Below are 16,504 nucleotides of genomic sequence, written 5' to 3'. Positions count from 1 at the left end.
CCCTTTTATGTCTGTGGTGTGAAGTTTTCCGCGTAGAACCTGTGCCAGTTGTCGCCCATGATGCCTGCGACTTCTGTGTCGCTCAGCCCGGTGGCGCGCAGGCCAGCCTCGATATTCCCGAAATCGCGATTGTCATTGAACCAGCCGGGCATGGGCGGAAAACCGGGTGCGGCGGCTGAACCTTCGCCATAGTCCATCTGTTTGCTCCAGCGGCCAACGCGCATCCACTCTACAACGGTGTCAGGATGGTCCTGGCACAGATCTGTCCCGATCCCGAGGTTGTGCGCCCCGAACTTCCCGGCCGTGCGGGCGATCATTTCGCAAAAGCTTTCCAGCGTGCAGTCGGATTTGTCTTTGAGGTGGTGCGGATAGACAGAGAACCCCAGCATCCCGCCGTTTTCTGTGACCGCGCGGATTACGTCGTCCTTTTTGTTGCGCAGGGCAGGCGACCAGTCATAGGGATTGGCATGGGTGATCGCGATGGGGCGTTCGGAAATGTCGGCAGCCTCGATGGTTGAGCGATCTGCCGAATGGCTCATGTCTACCACCAGGCCCACGCGGTTCATCTCTTTGATCACCTGGCGGCCCATGCGGGTGATGCCGGTGTCCTCGGCCTCGTAGCATCCCGTCGCCAGCAGGGACTGGTTGTTATAGGTCAGCTGCATAAAGCGCGCGCCGAGGGTGTGCAGGATTTCGACCAGTCCGATATCGTCTTCAATCGGGCTGGGGTTCTGAAAGCCAAAGAAAATCGCCGTCTTGCCTTCGGCCCTCGCGCGGTCCACGTCGCTGGCCCACTGGCCCTTCATGATCAGGTCCGGGTACTGCTCGAACCAGCGGTTCCACTGTTCGAAATTCAGCACCGTTTCGCGGAACGTCTCGTGATAGGCGATGGTGACATGCACCGCATCCACGCCGCCCTCACGCATCTGGCGGAAAATCTTTTCCGACCAGTTGGCGTATTGCAGGTTGTCGATCAACATCATTGCGGCACTCCCGACGAGATGTAGGCCGTTTTCACGATGGTATAGAAGTCACGTGCCGTCTGCCCCTGTTCGCGTGGCCCATAAGAGCTGTCGCCGCGCCCGCCAAAGGGTACGTGATAATCCGTGCCCGCGGTGGGCAGGTTGACCATCACACAGCCCGATTGCGCGTTGCGGCGGAAGTGCGTGGCGCGGGCCAGATTTGTGGTGACAACACCTGCGGTCAGGCCAAAGTTCGTGTCATTGACCACATGCAGCGCCTCGTCATAACCGGATACAGGGATGACGCAGGCGAGCGGCGCGAACATCTCTTCGCGGTTGATCCGCATGTTGTTGTGGGTGCCGACAAACACGCCGGGGGACATGTAATAGCCCTCGGTCGCCCTCTCCAGCCGCTGACCACCGCAGAGCAGTTCTGCGCCCTCGGATGCTGCCAGATCGACATAGGCGAGGTTTTCGTTCAGCTGCTGCTCAGAGACCACGGGGCCCATCTGGGTGCCTGCCTCCAGCGCGTGGCCGACCTTTATCGCCTGCGCACCTGCCACCAGTTTTTCCACGAACTGGTCATGCACGGCCTGGTGCACCACCAGCCGCGAGGACGCCGTGCATTTCTGACCCGAGCCGCCGAATGCGCCACCGAGGGCCAGTGAGACGGCCAGATCGATATCCGCATCATCCATCACGGCCAGAGCGTTCTTTGATCCCATCTCCATCTGCACCCGCGTCAGATTCTCAATAGCGCTTGCCGCGATGCCTTTGCCCACGGGCACCGACCCGGTAAAGCTGATCGCGCCCACCTTCGGGCTTTCAACCAGCCGCTGACCGATGGCGCTGCCCGCACCCATCACCAGCGACACGAGGCCTTTGGGGATGTCCTGGCGCGCGATAATCTCGACCAGGGCCACGGCAGAGGCGGGCGTCACATTCGCAGGCTTCCAGACCACGGCATTGCCGTAGCAGAGCGCCGGCGCGATCTTCCATGAGGCCGTTGCGGTGGGGAAGTTCCAGGGCGAGATTACGGCGACAACGCCCACGGGTTCACGGCGCACGTCAATCTCGATCCCGTCACGCACACTGTCGGCAGTGTCGCCCATCTGGCGCAGGGTTTCGGCGGCATAGTAGGTAAAGAACTGCCCCGCGCGGTAGACCTCGCCCTTGCCTTCGGCGAGCGGTTTGCCCTCTTCGCGCGCGAGCAGGGTGCCCAGCTCTTCTGCGCGGGCCATCATCTCGGTGCCAATGGCCATCAGCACATTGTATTTCCGCTCAATCCCGTAGGCGGCCCATTCGATCTGTGCGCGCTGCGCTTGCTCAAGGGTTGCGTCCAGCTGATCCGGTGTTGCCTGCGCGAACATCCCGATCAGGTCACTCAGATCAGACGGGTTGCGGTTTTCGATTTCGGATGCACCAGCCACCCATTCTCCGGCGATATGGTTCAACTTGGTTTCAGGCATGATGTATCCTTCTGGTCAGGCAGCGCAGGCGCGCGCACGACAAGGATACACCCGCAGAGCGATTCAGGCTTTTGGAAATTTCTGTATTTTAATTCAGTTATTCTGAATTTCAGTACCGGGCACCAGGCTGCCGTCCCGCTTCATCTCAGTGATCAGTTTCCGGAACTCCCGGGCTGCGGGCATCAGCAGATTGGCGGGACGTGACATCAGATGCACCGTCCGGCGTGCCGTGACATCCACGAGCGGCAAAAACGCCAGCGCATCCAGTGACCGCGCAACAGCCAGCTGTGGCAGCACCGTGATCCCCACCCCCTGTCGCACCAGCCCCAGAAGAGAGGCCGTGTTGGGCACCATCAGCCGCGAGCGGGCCAGGACGGGCGCAAAATCCGGGTCAGTGATCTGCGCGCACAGTCCGTTCGCAATGATTGTGTGATCCCCCAGCGTGCGCCAGGACAACTGATCCCAGTTTTCGGCCAGCGGATGGTCTTTGCGGCACACCAGGCCAAAGGGGTCGCTGAAGAGCTCTGTGCGCTGCATCCCCTCAATCCCGGGCAGGGACCCGATCCCGATATCCGCCCGCTCGCGGTCGAGTTCCCGTGCGATGGTGGCCGAATCCATGTCGCGCAGGTCGATCTGAACGTTCGGGTACATCCGGGCGAATTTGAAAACAGCAGGCGGCAGGACAGTCGTTGCGACCGACGGGGTCACCGCCAGCCGCAGATAGCCAAGTTCGGAACGCGCCAGCCCTTCGATTACCGACACCGTGTTTTCGAAATGAGCCACCTCGCGGCGGGCCTCTGCCAGAATGAGTTCTCCGATCGGTGTCAGACGGGATTTCCGCGCCGTCTCGAACAGGGCTGAGCCCACGTGGTCCTCGAACTGTTTCAGCATCATGGAGACCGCAGAAGGCGTTCGTCCCAGCGCGCTGGCGGCCTCGGACAGGCTGCCATGGGTGGCAACCATCGTGAAACATCTCAGCATATCGACTTTGATCGCCAATTTCAGATTCCCTGAAATAAATTCAATTGAATATAGTTTGCCTCAATTATCTGATCGTGACCATATGCAAACCATCCCATCCCGCAGGCGGTGGGGACAATCAGAATGGCAAGGGAAAACCCATGATCGAACGCATCGACACCGGAACACGTTCATCCAAAATCGTAAAATACAACGGCGTCGTCTATCTGACAGGCCAGGTGGCCGAAGGCGACACGGTTCAGGAGCAGGTGCGCACCTGCCTGGACAATATTGACGCCCTTCTGAAAAAGGCCGGGTCGTCCCGCGAGAACATGCTGCGGGTCACCATCTGGCTGGCGGACATGCAGGATTTTGAGGGTCTGAACGAGGTGTGGAACGCATGGGTGCCCGCAGGGCATGCCCCAGCGCGCGCCTGCGGCGAAGCCAGGCTGGCCCGTCCGGAGCTGAAGGTGGAATTCATTGTGGATGCGGCCTGTTCCTGACGAACGGATGCCCTGCAAAACGGGGGTGTGACGCATGATCGCCAGCGGCGTCGGCAGCAGGTGGTCATGCGTCGTCTGCCCAGGTCGACCGGGTTTCACCCTGTGTACGGAGCGTTTCTGATACCGGCGGAACGAGCGTTTATTCCCTGGTCTGTTGAAGCCTTTCGGTTCAGGGGGCGTTCGGTGCCTCCGAAGGCTTCCGTGCTTTCACGCATGTGATTGAAAACCGCAGCTGATGTCCGCGAAAGCACAATCAGCACTGCACAACTGCAGTCTGGCAACCGTCCATGCATTTGGCCACCGGGCGCGGATTACCTGCACCATGTCCCGGAATATCACCGGGCTCTTGTGGCGGCGGGCTGGCGGTGCATCTGGCTGGGTGCGGTGCCAAAGCGCCGTTTGTAGTCGCGCGAAAACCGGCCCAGATGTGAAAATCCGCTCGAGAAGGCCGCTTCGGTAACGCTGACCGGATCATCTCTGGCGGACAACAGGTAGTGCGCCAGATCGAGCCGCGCGTTCCTGAGATACTGCATCGGTGTTGCCCCGAATGTGTCACGAAAGCCCAGTTGCAGGGTCCGGACGCTGATCCCGGCGGCACCGGCGATCTGCGTCAGATCAATGGGGTCCACAAGGTTGGCATGTATGAACTCCAGCGCGCGCCGCAGTGTGCGCGGCAAAACCGCATCATGGGCGGTTTCGATGATGTGCGAGATGTTGTTGCGGTGGTGGGTGAGCAGGGCCAGCGCCAGTTCGGTTTCAATCTGGTCTGTGCGGCTGTTGTTATCACGCTGATAGAGCGCACCGTCATCCGCGGCACGTGCGCATGCCACGATAAGACGGCGGATCACCCGCCCGCCTGCAGCTTTCAGGTCAATTGCGGGATCAAACCGGATTGGTCCCGGCAGCTCGCGCCCGATCAGGCTTTGCGCGACACGTTCGAGATGGGACCTGTCAATCTGCAGCAACAGCTTTGTGCAGTCATGACTCCACCGCATCTTTGTTTCGCGGTCAGGGTTCAGGACGGATGCCCTGGACGCATCCGCAAACACTTCGGTGCCGCGATGGCGGATATGCGCCTGCCCGCTGAGCGGCACCTGAACCAGATAAAACGATTGCAGCGCCCCGGGATCGATTGCCACGTCACTGCCATATGTCATGTAGTTCAGCGATGTCGCCCTGCCTGCCACGTGATTGTGCCGCACGGCGACACCCTTGCTGCCTGTGTTCAGTTCAAGCCTGTGGTCGCAGAATTTCTGCGCAACAGTCTGGCGCGCCTCTTCGACAGACTGCGTCTGGAACAGGCGGTGCGTGGCGAGATATTCCGAAGGATCTGGCAGCATGGTCTCTCCTGTGTGAAAATCTCCCGGGTCTGACAGGAAATTTCAAGCTTAAAACATAATTTTGCGTTTTTTGGATAAAGGCCTGTGCAGAACGCCTGCAGTCTTCCGGGGCGTTGATAAAACAGGGGAGTGCACGATGAACCGTGGAATTACACCGGCCAGTGGCGGGATAGACAACATAACATGGAACGTGGTGGGCCAGACCTATGTGCCAAAACTGCACAGTCCGAATGCGTTCATCTGGCATGCAACTGTACCAGCTGAAACATTTGTGCCGCCGCATATTCACCCGACACAGGATGAATGGATCAACATTCTGTCCGGCGCGCTGGAAATCGAATTTGGCCATGATGAGGGTAATGTGACGACCCACAAGGCAGGTCCGGGCGATGTGGTGTGCATGCCGATGGGACAATCGCACGCGATCTTTAACCGATCGGGCGCAGAGGCCACATGCGTTTTCGGGGTGGCGCCTGCGCGCAGGCTCTTTGATCTCTTCGGACACCTCGACGGTGTCACGGACCCCGCAGAACTCGTGCGTCTGTCCGCCCTGCATGAGGTCGATTTTCTGCCACCACCGCCCGATGCGCAGTGAGGTGAGCTGGTGGTGATCAGGCGCAAAAAAACAGCCGTGATCGGCGGCGGTGTCTCAGGTCTTGCGGCGGCCAAAGCCTTTGATGAGCGCGGCCACCGCGTTGTCGGCTTTGAACGCAGCCATGATTTCGGAGGGGTATGGGAGCCCAGCCGTTCGTATCCGGATGTGCAGACGCAGTCGCCCAAGGATTTGTATTGCTACACGGATCATCCGATGCCGGATGATTACCCGGAATGGCCAAAAGGGCCGCAGGTGCATGCCTATCTGCATTCCTATGCGCAAAAACACGACCTGGCGCGCCTGTTTCGGTTAAACACCGCTGTGCAGTCGATGCGCCGGCGGGCCGACAGCCAGCCGGGCTGGACGTTGACCCTGGAGGCGGGCAGTCACAGCTGGGAAGAGAACTTTGACTTCGTCTGTGTCTGCACGGGCCAGTTTTCGGACAAGAACATCATCACCCATCCCGGGCAGGACGGTTTTGTTGCCGCGGGTGGTGAGGTCATGCATTCGTCTGAATACACCGATCCGTCGATGATCAGGGACAGGCGCGTGGTGGTGCTGGGGGGCTCAAAATCCGCCACGGATATCGCTGTGAACGCGGCAAACAACGGTGCGCGGTCGGTACACTGGGTCTATCTCGAACCGGTCTGGCGCGTGCCTTATTTTGTCGGGGGGATCAATTTCAAGCGGTTGCTGTACATGCGCGCCCAGGAACTGCAGTTCAACACCTGGGGCCGGAACGGTCTGCAACGTGTCATCGGCATGCTGTTCAAACCGCTGGTCTGGGCAAATTTCCGCGGTCTGGAAACCCTGCTGAAAACACAGCTGGGCCTGCGCAGACACGGGCTCGTCCCTGAAACGCCGATCGAGAAAGAGGTTTCCTGTTCGGTCCCCATTGTCACGCCCGGCCTTTTCGAAGCGCTGAAGTCCGGGAAGATCAAAAATCTGCAGGGCACCTATGACCGGTATGACGGCCGGGCCATTGTTCTGACCGGCGGCGAAAGGATCGATGCGGATACGTCGATCCTGGCCGTCGGCTGGAAACTGGGCGTGCCGTATCTGCCGCAATCGGCCAGGGAAAAATTGATCGAGGAAGACGGGCAGTACCGGGTCTATCGCCTGGCGGTGAACCCGGATCTGCCGGACATGGGGTTTGTGGGTTTCAACTCCAGCTTTTGCACGGTTCTTTCGGCCGAGATGATCGCCAACTGGCTGGTGCGCTATGCGGACGGGCAGTTGAAAAACCAGCCGACAGCCGCGGAAATGAACAGCAATATCAACATGATGCTGAACTGGCGGCGCAATGAACGCCCTGCCGCCAAAATCTATGGGGGTCTGTGCTCTGCACCGTTCCACTTCAGGCATTTTGATGAGCTTCTGGCCGATATGGGCGCGAAAAAAGCCAGACGTTCCAATCCACTGGCCGAACAGTTCAGCTATCCCAGCCACAGGGCTTACGGCGAATTCCTGGCCTCCTGCCCGCAGTACCAGGCGGGTTAACACAGCGCGCGCGCAACGGATGTCGGTGTATGGGGCCCCGGGACGGGTGAGGCCCCCCGTATCCCCTGAAAATATGGAAAGGGCGACGTCGGTAAAACGTCGGTGTTGCGTCGGTATTACGTCGGTGCGTGCGGTGGGTTCTGGCAGATTTGCAGGGTTTAAGGCGCCGCGCGCCGTGTAAAGGTTGATGAGGGGTTAAGGGGTGGGGTTCTTGTGCGATCCGTTGGAACAATGAGTGTTTGCGGCGCGAAGCGGGCATTACCATCCAGCATGCGGGGCGGAAAGCGGAAGTTCGCTGAATGTGCCATTGCGGGAAATGGTTTGTGCCAAAGCCGACCTCCAAATTGCTGGAAACCGCCCGCTAGCTCGAACAGGAATCCTGCCGGTGAGTATCTGATGGACTTACGACTAGTTTGCAGCACTAATGCCACCTTTAATTGATTGGAGGCGTTCTATGAAAGTTAGCTCTTATTATGGGCTCAACCGAGGGCAAGCGTCGTTGAAGTTCCTCGACGTTGATATTGAAAAAGACCTAAAGTTATTTTTGAATGCTAAGGCGATCCGATCGCTAGGAACACCTTGGTCCGATCATTGCGAAGATCTTCTCAGCAGCTTCTTCAATGAGGTCATCCAAGCCATTCGAAACGGTGAGGATGACAAGGCGTTGGGCTTACTAACCGTCCTTAAAGAACCAAACGAAACTCATTTAGGTTTGTCAAAAGGTGAATCTGATGGCCGTGGACTTGGCCCTAAGAAGGCGCGGGAAATATGGAATGCCATGAGGCAGAGTAAGGCGGTCAAATCGGGCTTGCTTACCGACCTCGAAGACACGGTACTGCTGATCGACGGGGTTTCTGTAGACATTGTTTCGGACATCATAACCAACATCATTCGCGGCCCTTTGATCACGTATACGCAAGAGGTCTGTGTAGACCTTGGAATTCCACTAGTGGCGAACGTCTCCTCGGGTCCTGTCTGGAACCCTGCGTCACTTAGCTGGGAAATTGATTTTGTATCTTTGCCAACACCGAATGACAGTAAATTGATCCTTATTCCTAAAGAAATTGTCAGGATTACCTCAGACTACGATGTTGACGCTTATTATCGTCACTTTGTTCTCGAAAAGCTCCGGACCGAAGAAATAGAAGAAAATACGGCCCTAGTTCATGTGCTGAAAAGCAAGAAGAACAAAGGCAAAAAGAAAGTATACAAGACGGACTTGATGGCTAAGTATGGTACTAAAAAGAAGGCAGTGGTGATTGAACAGACGGATAAGTTTCCTGAACTTTTGGCGCAATACAAGGCAGCTAATGCCGAACCATCACCTACCTTATCGCACCGACAAATTGCTGACGCACAAGATGCACCGCCCACGGATTGGGACACCCTATTGAATAGTGTTCTTCAATTAGTTCCGGGAAAGAAAGAAGCTTACAAGTACGAAGATGCTATTCAGGCGTTGATGGAAGCCCTTTTCTATCCATCATTGGTTCATCCGACCGCGCAAACACCAATTCATGAAGGCTTGAAGAGGGTAGACATTGATTTCAAAAATCATGCGCAAGAAGGGTTTTTTGAATGGGTCGGTCGACACTACATTGCACCTTACGTTTTTATTGAATGTAAGAATTTCGGCTCTGAAATTGGCAATCCAGAGGTCGACCAAATCGCGATGCGCATGTCTGATAAAAGAGGGCGGTTCGGCATCCTTGTGTGCCGAAGTGTCGAAAAGGAGGAACGGATGCTTAAGCGCTGCAAGGCCGCGGCAGTTGATGGGCATGCGTTTATTATAGTGCTTCAGGACAAAGACTTAGTAGAACTGGTTGAAGCCGCTAAAAACCCGTTCACAGCAAATCTCTATGAGTTATTGGATAGGCAATTCAAAGATCTTGTCATGTAGTTTGGCAATCCGCCAGAAATCTCGGGCGGATTACCGCTCCAGCTCTATAAAGCTGCTGTTTGAAGTTAGATTGTCCATGCTGATGGCGTAATCAGGACGGCTGCGGCCACTTGAGCCCACTACCATAAGTCAATGAGGAAGTCCGATAAGGTGCAGCTTGGGAAGTAGCAGCTAATGTCTCCTTTGGCGGGCCGTACCGCAGCATCCGTAAGGTTGCGGAAAGGACAGCTTTAGGGCGATCGCGAAAATTCCCAAAACCCGCGCCCCGCGCAGCTTCACAGCCCCAAAGCCCCTAACGCACGGCCTCAATAGGCCCTTCGGCGCGGCCCTGGATGAACTGGTCGAGGTAAGCGTTGCCGGAGTGGTCCATGTCGGACACAGGGCCCGTCCACTGGATCACGCCGTCGTGCAGCATGGCGATGTTGTCGGCAATCGCGCGCACGGAGGTCATGTCGTGGGTGATGGTCATGGCCGTGGCCCCCATTTCGACCACGATCTCGCGGATCAGGTCGTTGATGACGCCGGACATGATCGGGTCCAGCCCGGTGGTGGGTTCGTCGAAAAAGATGATCTCGGGCTCGGCGGCGATGGCGCGCGCGAGGCCGACGCGTTTCTGCATGCCGCCTGAGAGTTCGGCGGGGAAACGGTCGGCCACGTCCTCTTTGAGGCCCACGCGGCGCAGTTTTTCGACGGCGATCCGGCGGGCTTCCTCTTTGGGGCGTTTGAGCGATCCGCGCATGAGGCGGAAGGCCACGTTGTGCCAGACCGGCAGGCTGTCAAAGAGGGCAGCCCCCTGAAACAGCATGCCAAAGCGGGCCAGAAAGGCATCGCGGTCGCCGCTGGCGGCATCGCGGCCATCGACGGTGATGGTGCCGCTGTCCTGCTGAATGAGGCCCAGGATGCATTTGAGCGCGATGGATTTACCGGTGCCGGAGCCGCCGATGATGACCATGGAGGAGCCCTTGGCGATGTCCAGATCCAGACCGCGCAGCACGTGGTTGGTGCCAAAGGATTTATGGATGTTGTCCATTGTGATCATGCTGTCGGTCATAGCGAGAAGAACACCCCTGTGAGCACGAAATTCGCCGCCAGGATCAGCACGGCGGCCCCCTCGACCGCGGATTTGGTGGCGCGGCCCACGCCCATGGCCCCGCGGCCGGAGTTCATGCCGTGAAAGCAGCCCATGGTGGCGGCGGCAAAGCCGAAAACAGCGCCTTTGGTCAGCGAGGAGATCACATCAAGCGGTTCGAGGAAGTTCACGGTGTTGCGGATGTAGCCCGCCGGGTTGAAGCCCAGCGTGCCCGTGGCGACGGCATAGCCGCCAAAGATGCCGATGATATCGCCGATGCCCACCAGCAGCGGCACCACAAGGGTGGCGGCCAGCACGCGCGGGACGGTCAGGTATTTCATCGGGTGTGTGGAGAGGGTCACCAGGGCGTCGATCTGTTCGGTGACTTTCATGGTGGCGATTTCAGCGGCGATGGAGGAGGTGACGCGGGCGGCGATCATCAGGCCGACCAGCACGGGCCCCAGTTCGCGCACCATGCCGACGGCGACGATCTGCGGGACCACGGCCTCGGCGTTGAACCGCGAGCCGCCTGCATAGATCTGCAGGGCCAGCGCGCCGCCGGTAAAGACAGCCGTAAGCCCGACCACGGGCAGCGACAGCCAGCCAATGTTCAGCAGGGCGGAGGCAAACTCGCGCCCGTAGAAGGGCGGGCGGATCAGGTGGCTGACAGCATTTCCGGCGAAAAGCGCAATCCGCCCGATTGAAGCCAGCAGGCCGAGCACGGTGGCCCCGAGGAGGGCGATCCCCCTCACTGGGCGTATACGCGTCTGTAACGCGCCCCCAGCGATGTCAGGATTTCATAGCCGATGGTGCCGGCAAACCCGGCGACGGTGTCCACGGACTGATGCGCGCCGATCAGCTGCAGTGTTTCGGGATCGCTGCCGAGGGCGGTGACGTCAACCCCGATGAGATCCATCGAGATGCGCCCGACAACAGGCACCCCTGTACTGCCCGCGTGCAGGGCGGCATTGGGGCCCATGGCGCGGATGATCCCGTCGGCATAGCCTGCGGAAATGGTTGCGATGCGCGAAGGCGTGTCGGCCGTCCAGGCGTTGGCGTAGCCCACAGTTTCCCCGGGTGCGACATCGCGCACCTGGATGACCGGCACATCGAGCGTTACGACGGGGCGGGCATCCACAAAGGGCAGGCCGCCGTAAAGGCCCACGCCCGGGCGGGTCAGGTCGAAATGATACTCAGGGCCCAGCAGGATGCCGCCGGTTGCCGCCAGAGAGCGCGGTGCGTCGATCCCGTCTGTCATCTCGTGGAAACGGGCGAGCTGGCGCGCGTTCATTTCGTGCTCGGGCGTGTCGGCGCATGCCAGGTGGGACATGACAAGCCTGGGGTTCTGGCCGAGGGCCAGTTCGCGCACCGCGTCCCATTCGGCGGCCTCCATCCCGAGGCGGTTCATGCCGGTGTCGAGCTGCAGGCCAAAGGGATGGCCCGGCAGGCCCTCGACGTGGCGCAGCATCTGATCGACGGAATTCAGCATCGGTGTCAGGCCCGCGTCGCGGATCATCTCTGTATCGCCTGCCATATGACCCGAAAAGACGCTGATGGCGGGACCTTCGCCGAGGGCCTTGCGCAGGATGACCCCTTCTTCGGCAACGGCGACGAAGAAACTGCGCGCACCCGCGCCGGCCAGCGCGCGTGCAACCACGCCCGCGCCCAGCCCGTAGCCATCGGCCTTGACAACGGCGGCGGTTTCGCAGCCTGTCCGGCTGTCCAGATCACGCCAGTTGTCGGCAAGGGCGGCAAGATTGATGTTCAGCGTCGCGGTACTCATGATCGTGTTCATGACAGGATGGCGCGCGAGGTCAAGTCTCCGGGCCGCCCGCGGGGCGGTGCAGGCGCTGAAATCTGCGCAATCTCAGGGGATGATCAGAAAGGGCCGGTTTTCACGCCACATTTTTTCGCCGGTCAGACAGTCGTAGGGCGCATGGGAGGCCGCAGGAACAACCCGCGCCGGGGCGCGGGGGGCCGCGATTTCCAACACAAGTTTGCGCCGCACAGCCGCGGCAAACTGTCCCCAGTCCAACACCGGGATCACAAAGGCACCGGTGCCGCCGATCACACAGTCCTGATAGTATTCGTCCAGATCGGGCAGCCCCCACATATCGCTGAGCGCGTCCCGTGTCATCAGGGGCAGGCCGTTGATGATAATGCCCCGGGCCAGCACGGCATCCCGGGCGGCAAGCACCGGAGCCCCCTGGTTGTTCGGGCCATCGCCCGAGACATCGATGACGCGGCGCAGCCCCTCGAACCCGTTGTTTTCAAAGGCATCTGCGGCAAAGAGCAGCGCGCCCGAGATGGACGTGCGGCGCAGCCCGGGTGGCCCTGCGCCGAGGATGGTCTGCGCCATTGCCTCTGCTTCTGCGGGGCCCGAGATTAACTGCCAGGGCACAAGCACGTGCTGGCTGTATTCACCGGCCCATTCCACATATGTCACAGCGATGCGCCCCAGCAGACCGCCTGTCACCGCGTTGATCACCTGGGGGCTGGTCAGTGCTTCGGCATAGCCGCGCCGCTGAATTTCAAGCTCCTCAGCGGACATGGAACGCGAGACATCGACGGCCAGGACCAGTTCGACATCAACCTCAAGGGGCGCGGCGAGGGTCTGGGCCTGCGCCGTGGGGGCCATCGCAAATAACGCCAGTGAAAAAAGCAGATGCCGCATAGGGGCATTGCGACAGAAACCCCGGGAGCTGTCCAATCAATTTCTGTCAGACTGCCCCGGTGCCGCGTGAAACGAGGCCCCCTGCACATCCACAGGCACAAAAAAGCCCGGGACGCGCGCATGTGGCGGCCCCGGGCTGTAAGCTGTTCAGGTTCTGACGCGTCAGCGTTGCTTGAGCGTCGGGAAACCGAACATGCGGGAGAGCGAAAAGCCTTCGGAAACGCTGGTCTGTTTACCTTCGCCATGCTTGATGATCAGCGGCAGAATGGCGTCCGCCATCCGCTTGTGACGCGGGAAGGCAAATTTGTCGGAAGGTTTGCGTTTGCTGAGCAGCGGCAGGGGAAAGTTGGCCATGCGGGCATGCCGGGGAAAGGCGAATTTGTCGCCCGGCGTGCGTTTGCTGAGCAGGGGAATGGGGAAATTCGCCATCCGGGGCGCGCCGGGAATGAGCGCATTGGTGCCGGTTTTGCCATTGATCAGATGCGGGAAGGGCCATCCGGCCATCCGGGTATGACGCCCGATTTTGGTGCCGTCATAGGGTTTGCGTTTGCTGAGCAGCGGGATCGGGAAATTCGCCATCCGCGCGTGACGCGGGAAGGCGAATTTGTCAGAGGGTTTGCGTTTGCTGAGCAGCGGGATGGGAAAGTTCGCCATCCGCGCGTGGCGGGGGAAAGCAAAACTGTCGCCCGGCTTGCGTTTGCTGATGAGCGGGATCGGAAAATTTGCCATCCGCGCATGGCGGGGAAAGAGAAACTCCTCGGGCGGCTTTCTGCGCACGATCAGCGGAATCGGCCAGTCGGCCATATAGTAACCGGTGGGTGCGCTGTCACGGCGGCGCGACAGCATCAGCGGATGATCATGCAGGATGGTCGCCGCCTGATGGGGCTTGTCCTGGACATAGACTTCTTCTATCAGCCCGTCGGTCGCGGGGGCGCCCATCTGATCGGCGGTCTCGCGCGTGAGCCGGGCAGCGCCCAGCGGTTTGTAGGTGGCTTTTGCCAGCAGAACCGCACCGCCTGAACCGAGCCGTTTTTTATAGGCGACGGCTGTCTTCTCGTCGACCTGCTCTGCGGTCAGTGTCGCAACCAGCGTGTCTGGATCTGTCAGAATTTCCAGATCCTTTCGGGGAAACCGCTGCAGTTCCAGCGCCCGTTTTGCCGATAATGCCTTTGGCGCGCTGTCGAAAAATCGCGTGATGACCTGTGTCATGATGCCTCCGCCGGTTGGGAATGCAGGTCCGGTGCGGACCCTTTAAATGTGTCTGTCGTCTGGCGTCCGGTCGCACGTCGTCTGCCTGTCAGGGGCAACAACATAGCGCAGGCCAGCGCAAGGAAAACAATTTCGATGAGGAAAACCGCATTATAGGGCAGATGCGGTGCCGTACCCGCCTGGGCCGACACGGCCACGATCACATCGCGCACGACCCCGGCCAGGGCCACGCCAAGCCCGGCAGCCGTTGCCTGGACAGCGCCCCAGGTGCCGAGCGCCAGACCGATCTGATCGCGCTCTGCCGCGCGCATGGTTGCGGTCAGGGTCGCGTGACCGAACAGACCGGCACCAAGGCCAGTGGCCAGCGTTCCGGCCAGGAACATCAGCGCACCGCCGCCCATGGACGACAGGATGATGGCCCCGAAACCGGGAATGCCGGTCAGCGCACCGATCAGCGCCAGGCGGGCAGGTGCGCCACCCTTGCCCAGCACCCGCGACGCGATGCCAAAGCCGATGAGCGTGCCACCGGCCAGCAGTGCGGTGAGCCGGGTGGTCTCCGCCACCGAAAATCCGAGCGCCTGACCGCCGTAGGGTTCCAGCAGCACGTCTGCGGCACCAAATCCGAAGGTTCCCAGCGCGATGACCACCAGCAGTCTGACCGTGCCCGGTTTGCGGACAAGCGTTGTCAGCGCCGCGCGGAAAGAGGCGGATTGTCTGACACGCATTTCCTGTGCGCGGTTGCGGTCGCGGGCTTCCTGTTTCCACAGGGCCAGCAGGTTGAGAAAGACGGTTGTGACGGCGGCGCCCTGGATCACCTGGATCAGGCGGCCGGGAGAATAGTTTTCGAGCAGCGCGCCGAAGATCAGGGCGCTGAAGACCATGCCGAACAGCAGCATGACATACATCAGGCCGACGACTTTGGGCTGGTCCTCTTCCTCCACCAGATCGGTTGCGAGTGCCAGGCCCACGGTCTGAACCATATGCACACCGGCGCCGACCAGCAGAAAGGCAAGGGCTGCCGAGCCCAGGCCGATCCAGCGGGGGGCATCCACCGCCTCGCCGTAGCCGGAGAGAACCAGCAGGGCAAAGGGCATGATGGCAAAGCCGCCGAACTGATAGAGCGTGCCTTTCCAGATATAGGGCACACGGCGCAGCCCGAGGGCAGAGACATGCACATCGGATTTATGCCCGATCAGGGTGCGCAGAGGGGCAAATAAAAGGGGAAGCGCCAGCATCGTGGCGACGAGGGTTGCCGGAACGCCAAGTTCGACGATCATCACCCGGTTCAGGGTGCCCACGAGCAGGACAATCGCCATGCCGACCGTGATCTGAAACAGGGATAACCGCAACAGACGGGACAGCGGCACCTCGTCCGTCGCCACATCTGCAAAGGGAAGATAGCGCGGGGCGGCAGAAGCGAGCTTTCGCAAGGCAAATGTGCGATAGTCGAACATTTTATTCTCGCAATGGGGCAGGCTCCGGCCTGCGGGCCGGTGGCCCGCAGGTCAGAACAGGGCAGGGCCCCTCACCGGACGGGTGAGGGACCTTGCGTCAGTGTTCGATTGTCGACGGCAGCGCCGCGCTGGTTTTGATCAGCCCGGGCGACTGCAGCACAGCCGTTGTCGTTGTGCCATCGGGCATGATGACGATAACCTGCTGTCCGCCTTCTGCTGTCGGCATCGCATAGGATACTTTGGCAGTGTTTTCCGGCAGCGTTGCTGCGGCGGCCTGCTGGTCACCGGAGCCAAGCTCAACCCCGGACAGGAAGTCGGCGACCCAGGACGTGTTGCTGAGAACAGCGACGTGTACTGCGAAGGATCCAACCGCTACTGCGCCGAGAAAGACCGGAACACCGACCGCAGGAGGGACGACAAGCCACATTTTTGCATTGTTCATGGTATTCCTCCCTTATCCCAGCCATGGTGTCGCGGCAGCGACAAGCATATGCGCAATCAGCGCGATAAGGCCAAAGACCCGCGTGCCATCAATGAGATAGCTGTGCACTTCTTCGGCTTCGTGTAATGTCAGGCCGGTTGGCCAAACCTTTTCTGGGTCGTCGGACATAGAGATCCCTCCAATTCCTTTTCAAATGAAGTGCTGCGACAGCGCCGGAGGCAGAATTTGCCAGGGTGCTGTGCAGCTCTACAGTCACGACGCGCACACTCGGACCATAGTGACAGACTGTCAGAATTTTCGGACAATACAAGTGTAAATTTAAATGTACACTTTTGTCAGGCGGTAAACAGCGGCAACTCAGGCCGTTAAAGGCCCGAAACGCCAGCAGGCTATGCCCGCGCGCGGGAATGCAGTGCTGGTTGGCGGG

16 protein-coding genes are annotated in these 16,504 nt (G+C 59.8%); 4 read left to right on the top strand and 12 right to left on the bottom strand.

The features are described 5' to 3' along the window. Positions 1–5: 5 nt before the first annotated feature. The 3 genes from Q1A34_RS04205 to Q1A34_RS04195 form a co-directional block, all read right to left on the bottom strand. The gene (locus Q1A34_RS04205; RefSeq protein ID WP_300032349.1) at positions 6–980 is read right to left on the bottom strand and encodes a membrane dipeptidase; all 975 of its coding nucleotides are present in this window, start codon (positions 978–980) and stop codon (positions 6–8) included. Further along, the gene (locus Q1A34_RS04200) at positions 980–2,431 is read right to left on the bottom strand and encodes an aldehyde dehydrogenase family protein (protein ID WP_300031159.1); all 1,452 of its coding nucleotides are present in this window, start codon (positions 2,429–2,431) and stop codon (positions 980–982) included. Before Q1A34_RS04200 ends, Q1A34_RS04205 begins: the two co-directional genes overlap by 1 nt. A gap of 93 nt (positions 2,432–2,524) precedes the next feature. Then, entirely contained in the window at positions 2,525–3,430 is a 906-nt protein-coding gene (locus tag Q1A34_RS04195) for a LysR family transcriptional regulator (RefSeq protein WP_300031156.1), read from the bottom strand. A 122-nt stretch (positions 3,431–3,552) separates the two neighbouring features. Here Q1A34_RS04195 and Q1A34_RS04190 point away from each other — a divergent pair, with 122 nt between their 5' ends. Continuing rightward, entirely contained in the window at positions 3,553–3,894 is a 342-nt protein-coding gene (locus tag Q1A34_RS04190; protein WP_300031153.1) for a RidA family protein, read from the top strand. A 335-nt stretch (positions 3,895–4,229) separates the two neighbouring features. Here Q1A34_RS04190 and Q1A34_RS04185 read toward each other — a convergent pair whose 3' ends face one another. After that, the gene (locus Q1A34_RS04185) at positions 4,230–5,234 is read right to left on the bottom strand and encodes an AraC family transcriptional regulator (RefSeq protein ID WP_300031150.1); all 1,005 of its coding nucleotides are present in this window, start codon (positions 5,232–5,234) and stop codon (positions 4,230–4,232) included. Positions 5,235–5,370: 136 nt separating this feature from the next. Between Q1A34_RS04185 and Q1A34_RS04180 the strand changes: the two genes are divergently transcribed. From Q1A34_RS04180 to Q1A34_RS04170, 3 genes are all read left to right on the top strand, one after another. Beyond that, positions 5,371–5,829 (top strand): cupin domain-containing protein, encoded by a 459-nt coding sequence (locus tag Q1A34_RS04180; RefSeq protein WP_300031147.1) that lies wholly within the window; start codon positions 5,371–5,373, stop codon positions 5,827–5,829. Between the two features lie 12 nt (positions 5,830–5,841). Further along, positions 5,842–7,329, top strand: coding sequence for an NAD(P)/FAD-dependent oxidoreductase (locus Q1A34_RS04175; protein WP_300031144.1), 1,488 nt, complete (start codon positions 5,842–5,844; stop codon positions 7,327–7,329). A gap of 454 nt (positions 7,330–7,783) precedes the next feature. Further along, positions 7,784–9,229: a hypothetical protein gene (locus Q1A34_RS04170; protein WP_300031141.1), complete on the top strand. Its 1,446-nt coding sequence runs from the start codon at positions 7,784–7,786 to the stop codon at positions 9,227–9,229. A 292-nt stretch (positions 9,230–9,521) separates the two neighbouring features. Here Q1A34_RS04170 and Q1A34_RS04165 read toward each other — a convergent pair whose 3' ends face one another. The 8 genes from Q1A34_RS04165 to pufB form a co-directional block, all read right to left on the bottom strand. Then, positions 9,522–10,268 carry an ATP-binding cassette domain-containing protein gene (locus Q1A34_RS04165; protein WP_300032347.1) on the bottom strand — a complete coding sequence of 249 codons (747 nt, stop codon included), beginning with the start codon at positions 10,266–10,268 and terminating at the stop codon, positions 9,522–9,524. 8 nt (positions 10,269–10,276) lie between these two features. Continuing rightward, complete coding sequence (locus Q1A34_RS04160; protein ID WP_300032345.1) at positions 10,277–11,059, bottom strand: ABC transporter permease; 783 nt, start codon at positions 11,057–11,059, stop codon at positions 10,277–10,279. After that, the gene (gene alr, locus Q1A34_RS04155) at positions 11,047–12,081 is read right to left on the bottom strand and encodes an alanine racemase (protein WP_300031138.1); all 1,035 of its coding nucleotides are present in this window, start codon (positions 12,079–12,081) and stop codon (positions 11,047–11,049) included. Before alr ends, Q1A34_RS04160 begins: the two co-directional genes overlap by 13 nt. Positions 12,082–12,165: 84 nt before the next feature. Next, positions 12,166–12,972, bottom strand: coding sequence for a DUF1194 domain-containing protein (locus tag Q1A34_RS04150; protein WP_300031135.1), 807 nt, complete (start codon positions 12,970–12,972; stop codon positions 12,166–12,168). Between the two features lie 162 nt (positions 12,973–13,134). Continuing rightward, positions 13,135–14,181 (bottom strand): PucR family transcriptional regulator, encoded by a 1,047-nt coding sequence (locus tag Q1A34_RS04145; protein WP_300031132.1) that lies wholly within the window; start codon positions 14,179–14,181, stop codon positions 13,135–13,137. Beyond that, positions 14,178–15,635, bottom strand: a complete 1,458-nt coding sequence (locus Q1A34_RS04140) for a PucC family protein (protein ID WP_300031129.1) — start codon at positions 15,633–15,635, stop codon at positions 14,178–14,180. Before Q1A34_RS04140 ends, Q1A34_RS04145 begins: the two co-directional genes overlap by 4 nt. A gap of 97 nt (positions 15,636–15,732) precedes the next feature. Then, positions 15,733–16,077 carry a light-harvesting protein gene (locus Q1A34_RS04135; RefSeq protein ID WP_300031126.1) on the bottom strand — a complete coding sequence of 115 codons (345 nt, stop codon included), beginning with the start codon at positions 16,075–16,077 and terminating at the stop codon, positions 15,733–15,735. A gap of 12 nt (positions 16,078–16,089) precedes the next feature. Next, the gene (gene pufB, locus Q1A34_RS04130) at positions 16,090–16,245 is read right to left on the bottom strand and encodes a light-harvesting antenna LH1, beta subunit (RefSeq protein WP_300031123.1); all 156 of its coding nucleotides are present in this window, start codon (positions 16,243–16,245) and stop codon (positions 16,090–16,092) included. Positions 16,246–16,504: the final 259 nt, after the last annotated feature.

It is taken from the genome of uncultured Roseobacter sp. (assembly GCF_947491795.1).
Taxonomy (GTDB): Bacteria; Pseudomonadota; Alphaproteobacteria; order Rhodobacterales; family Rhodobacteraceae; genus Roseobacter.
This window is presented reverse-complemented; position numbering and strand designations above follow the sequence as displayed.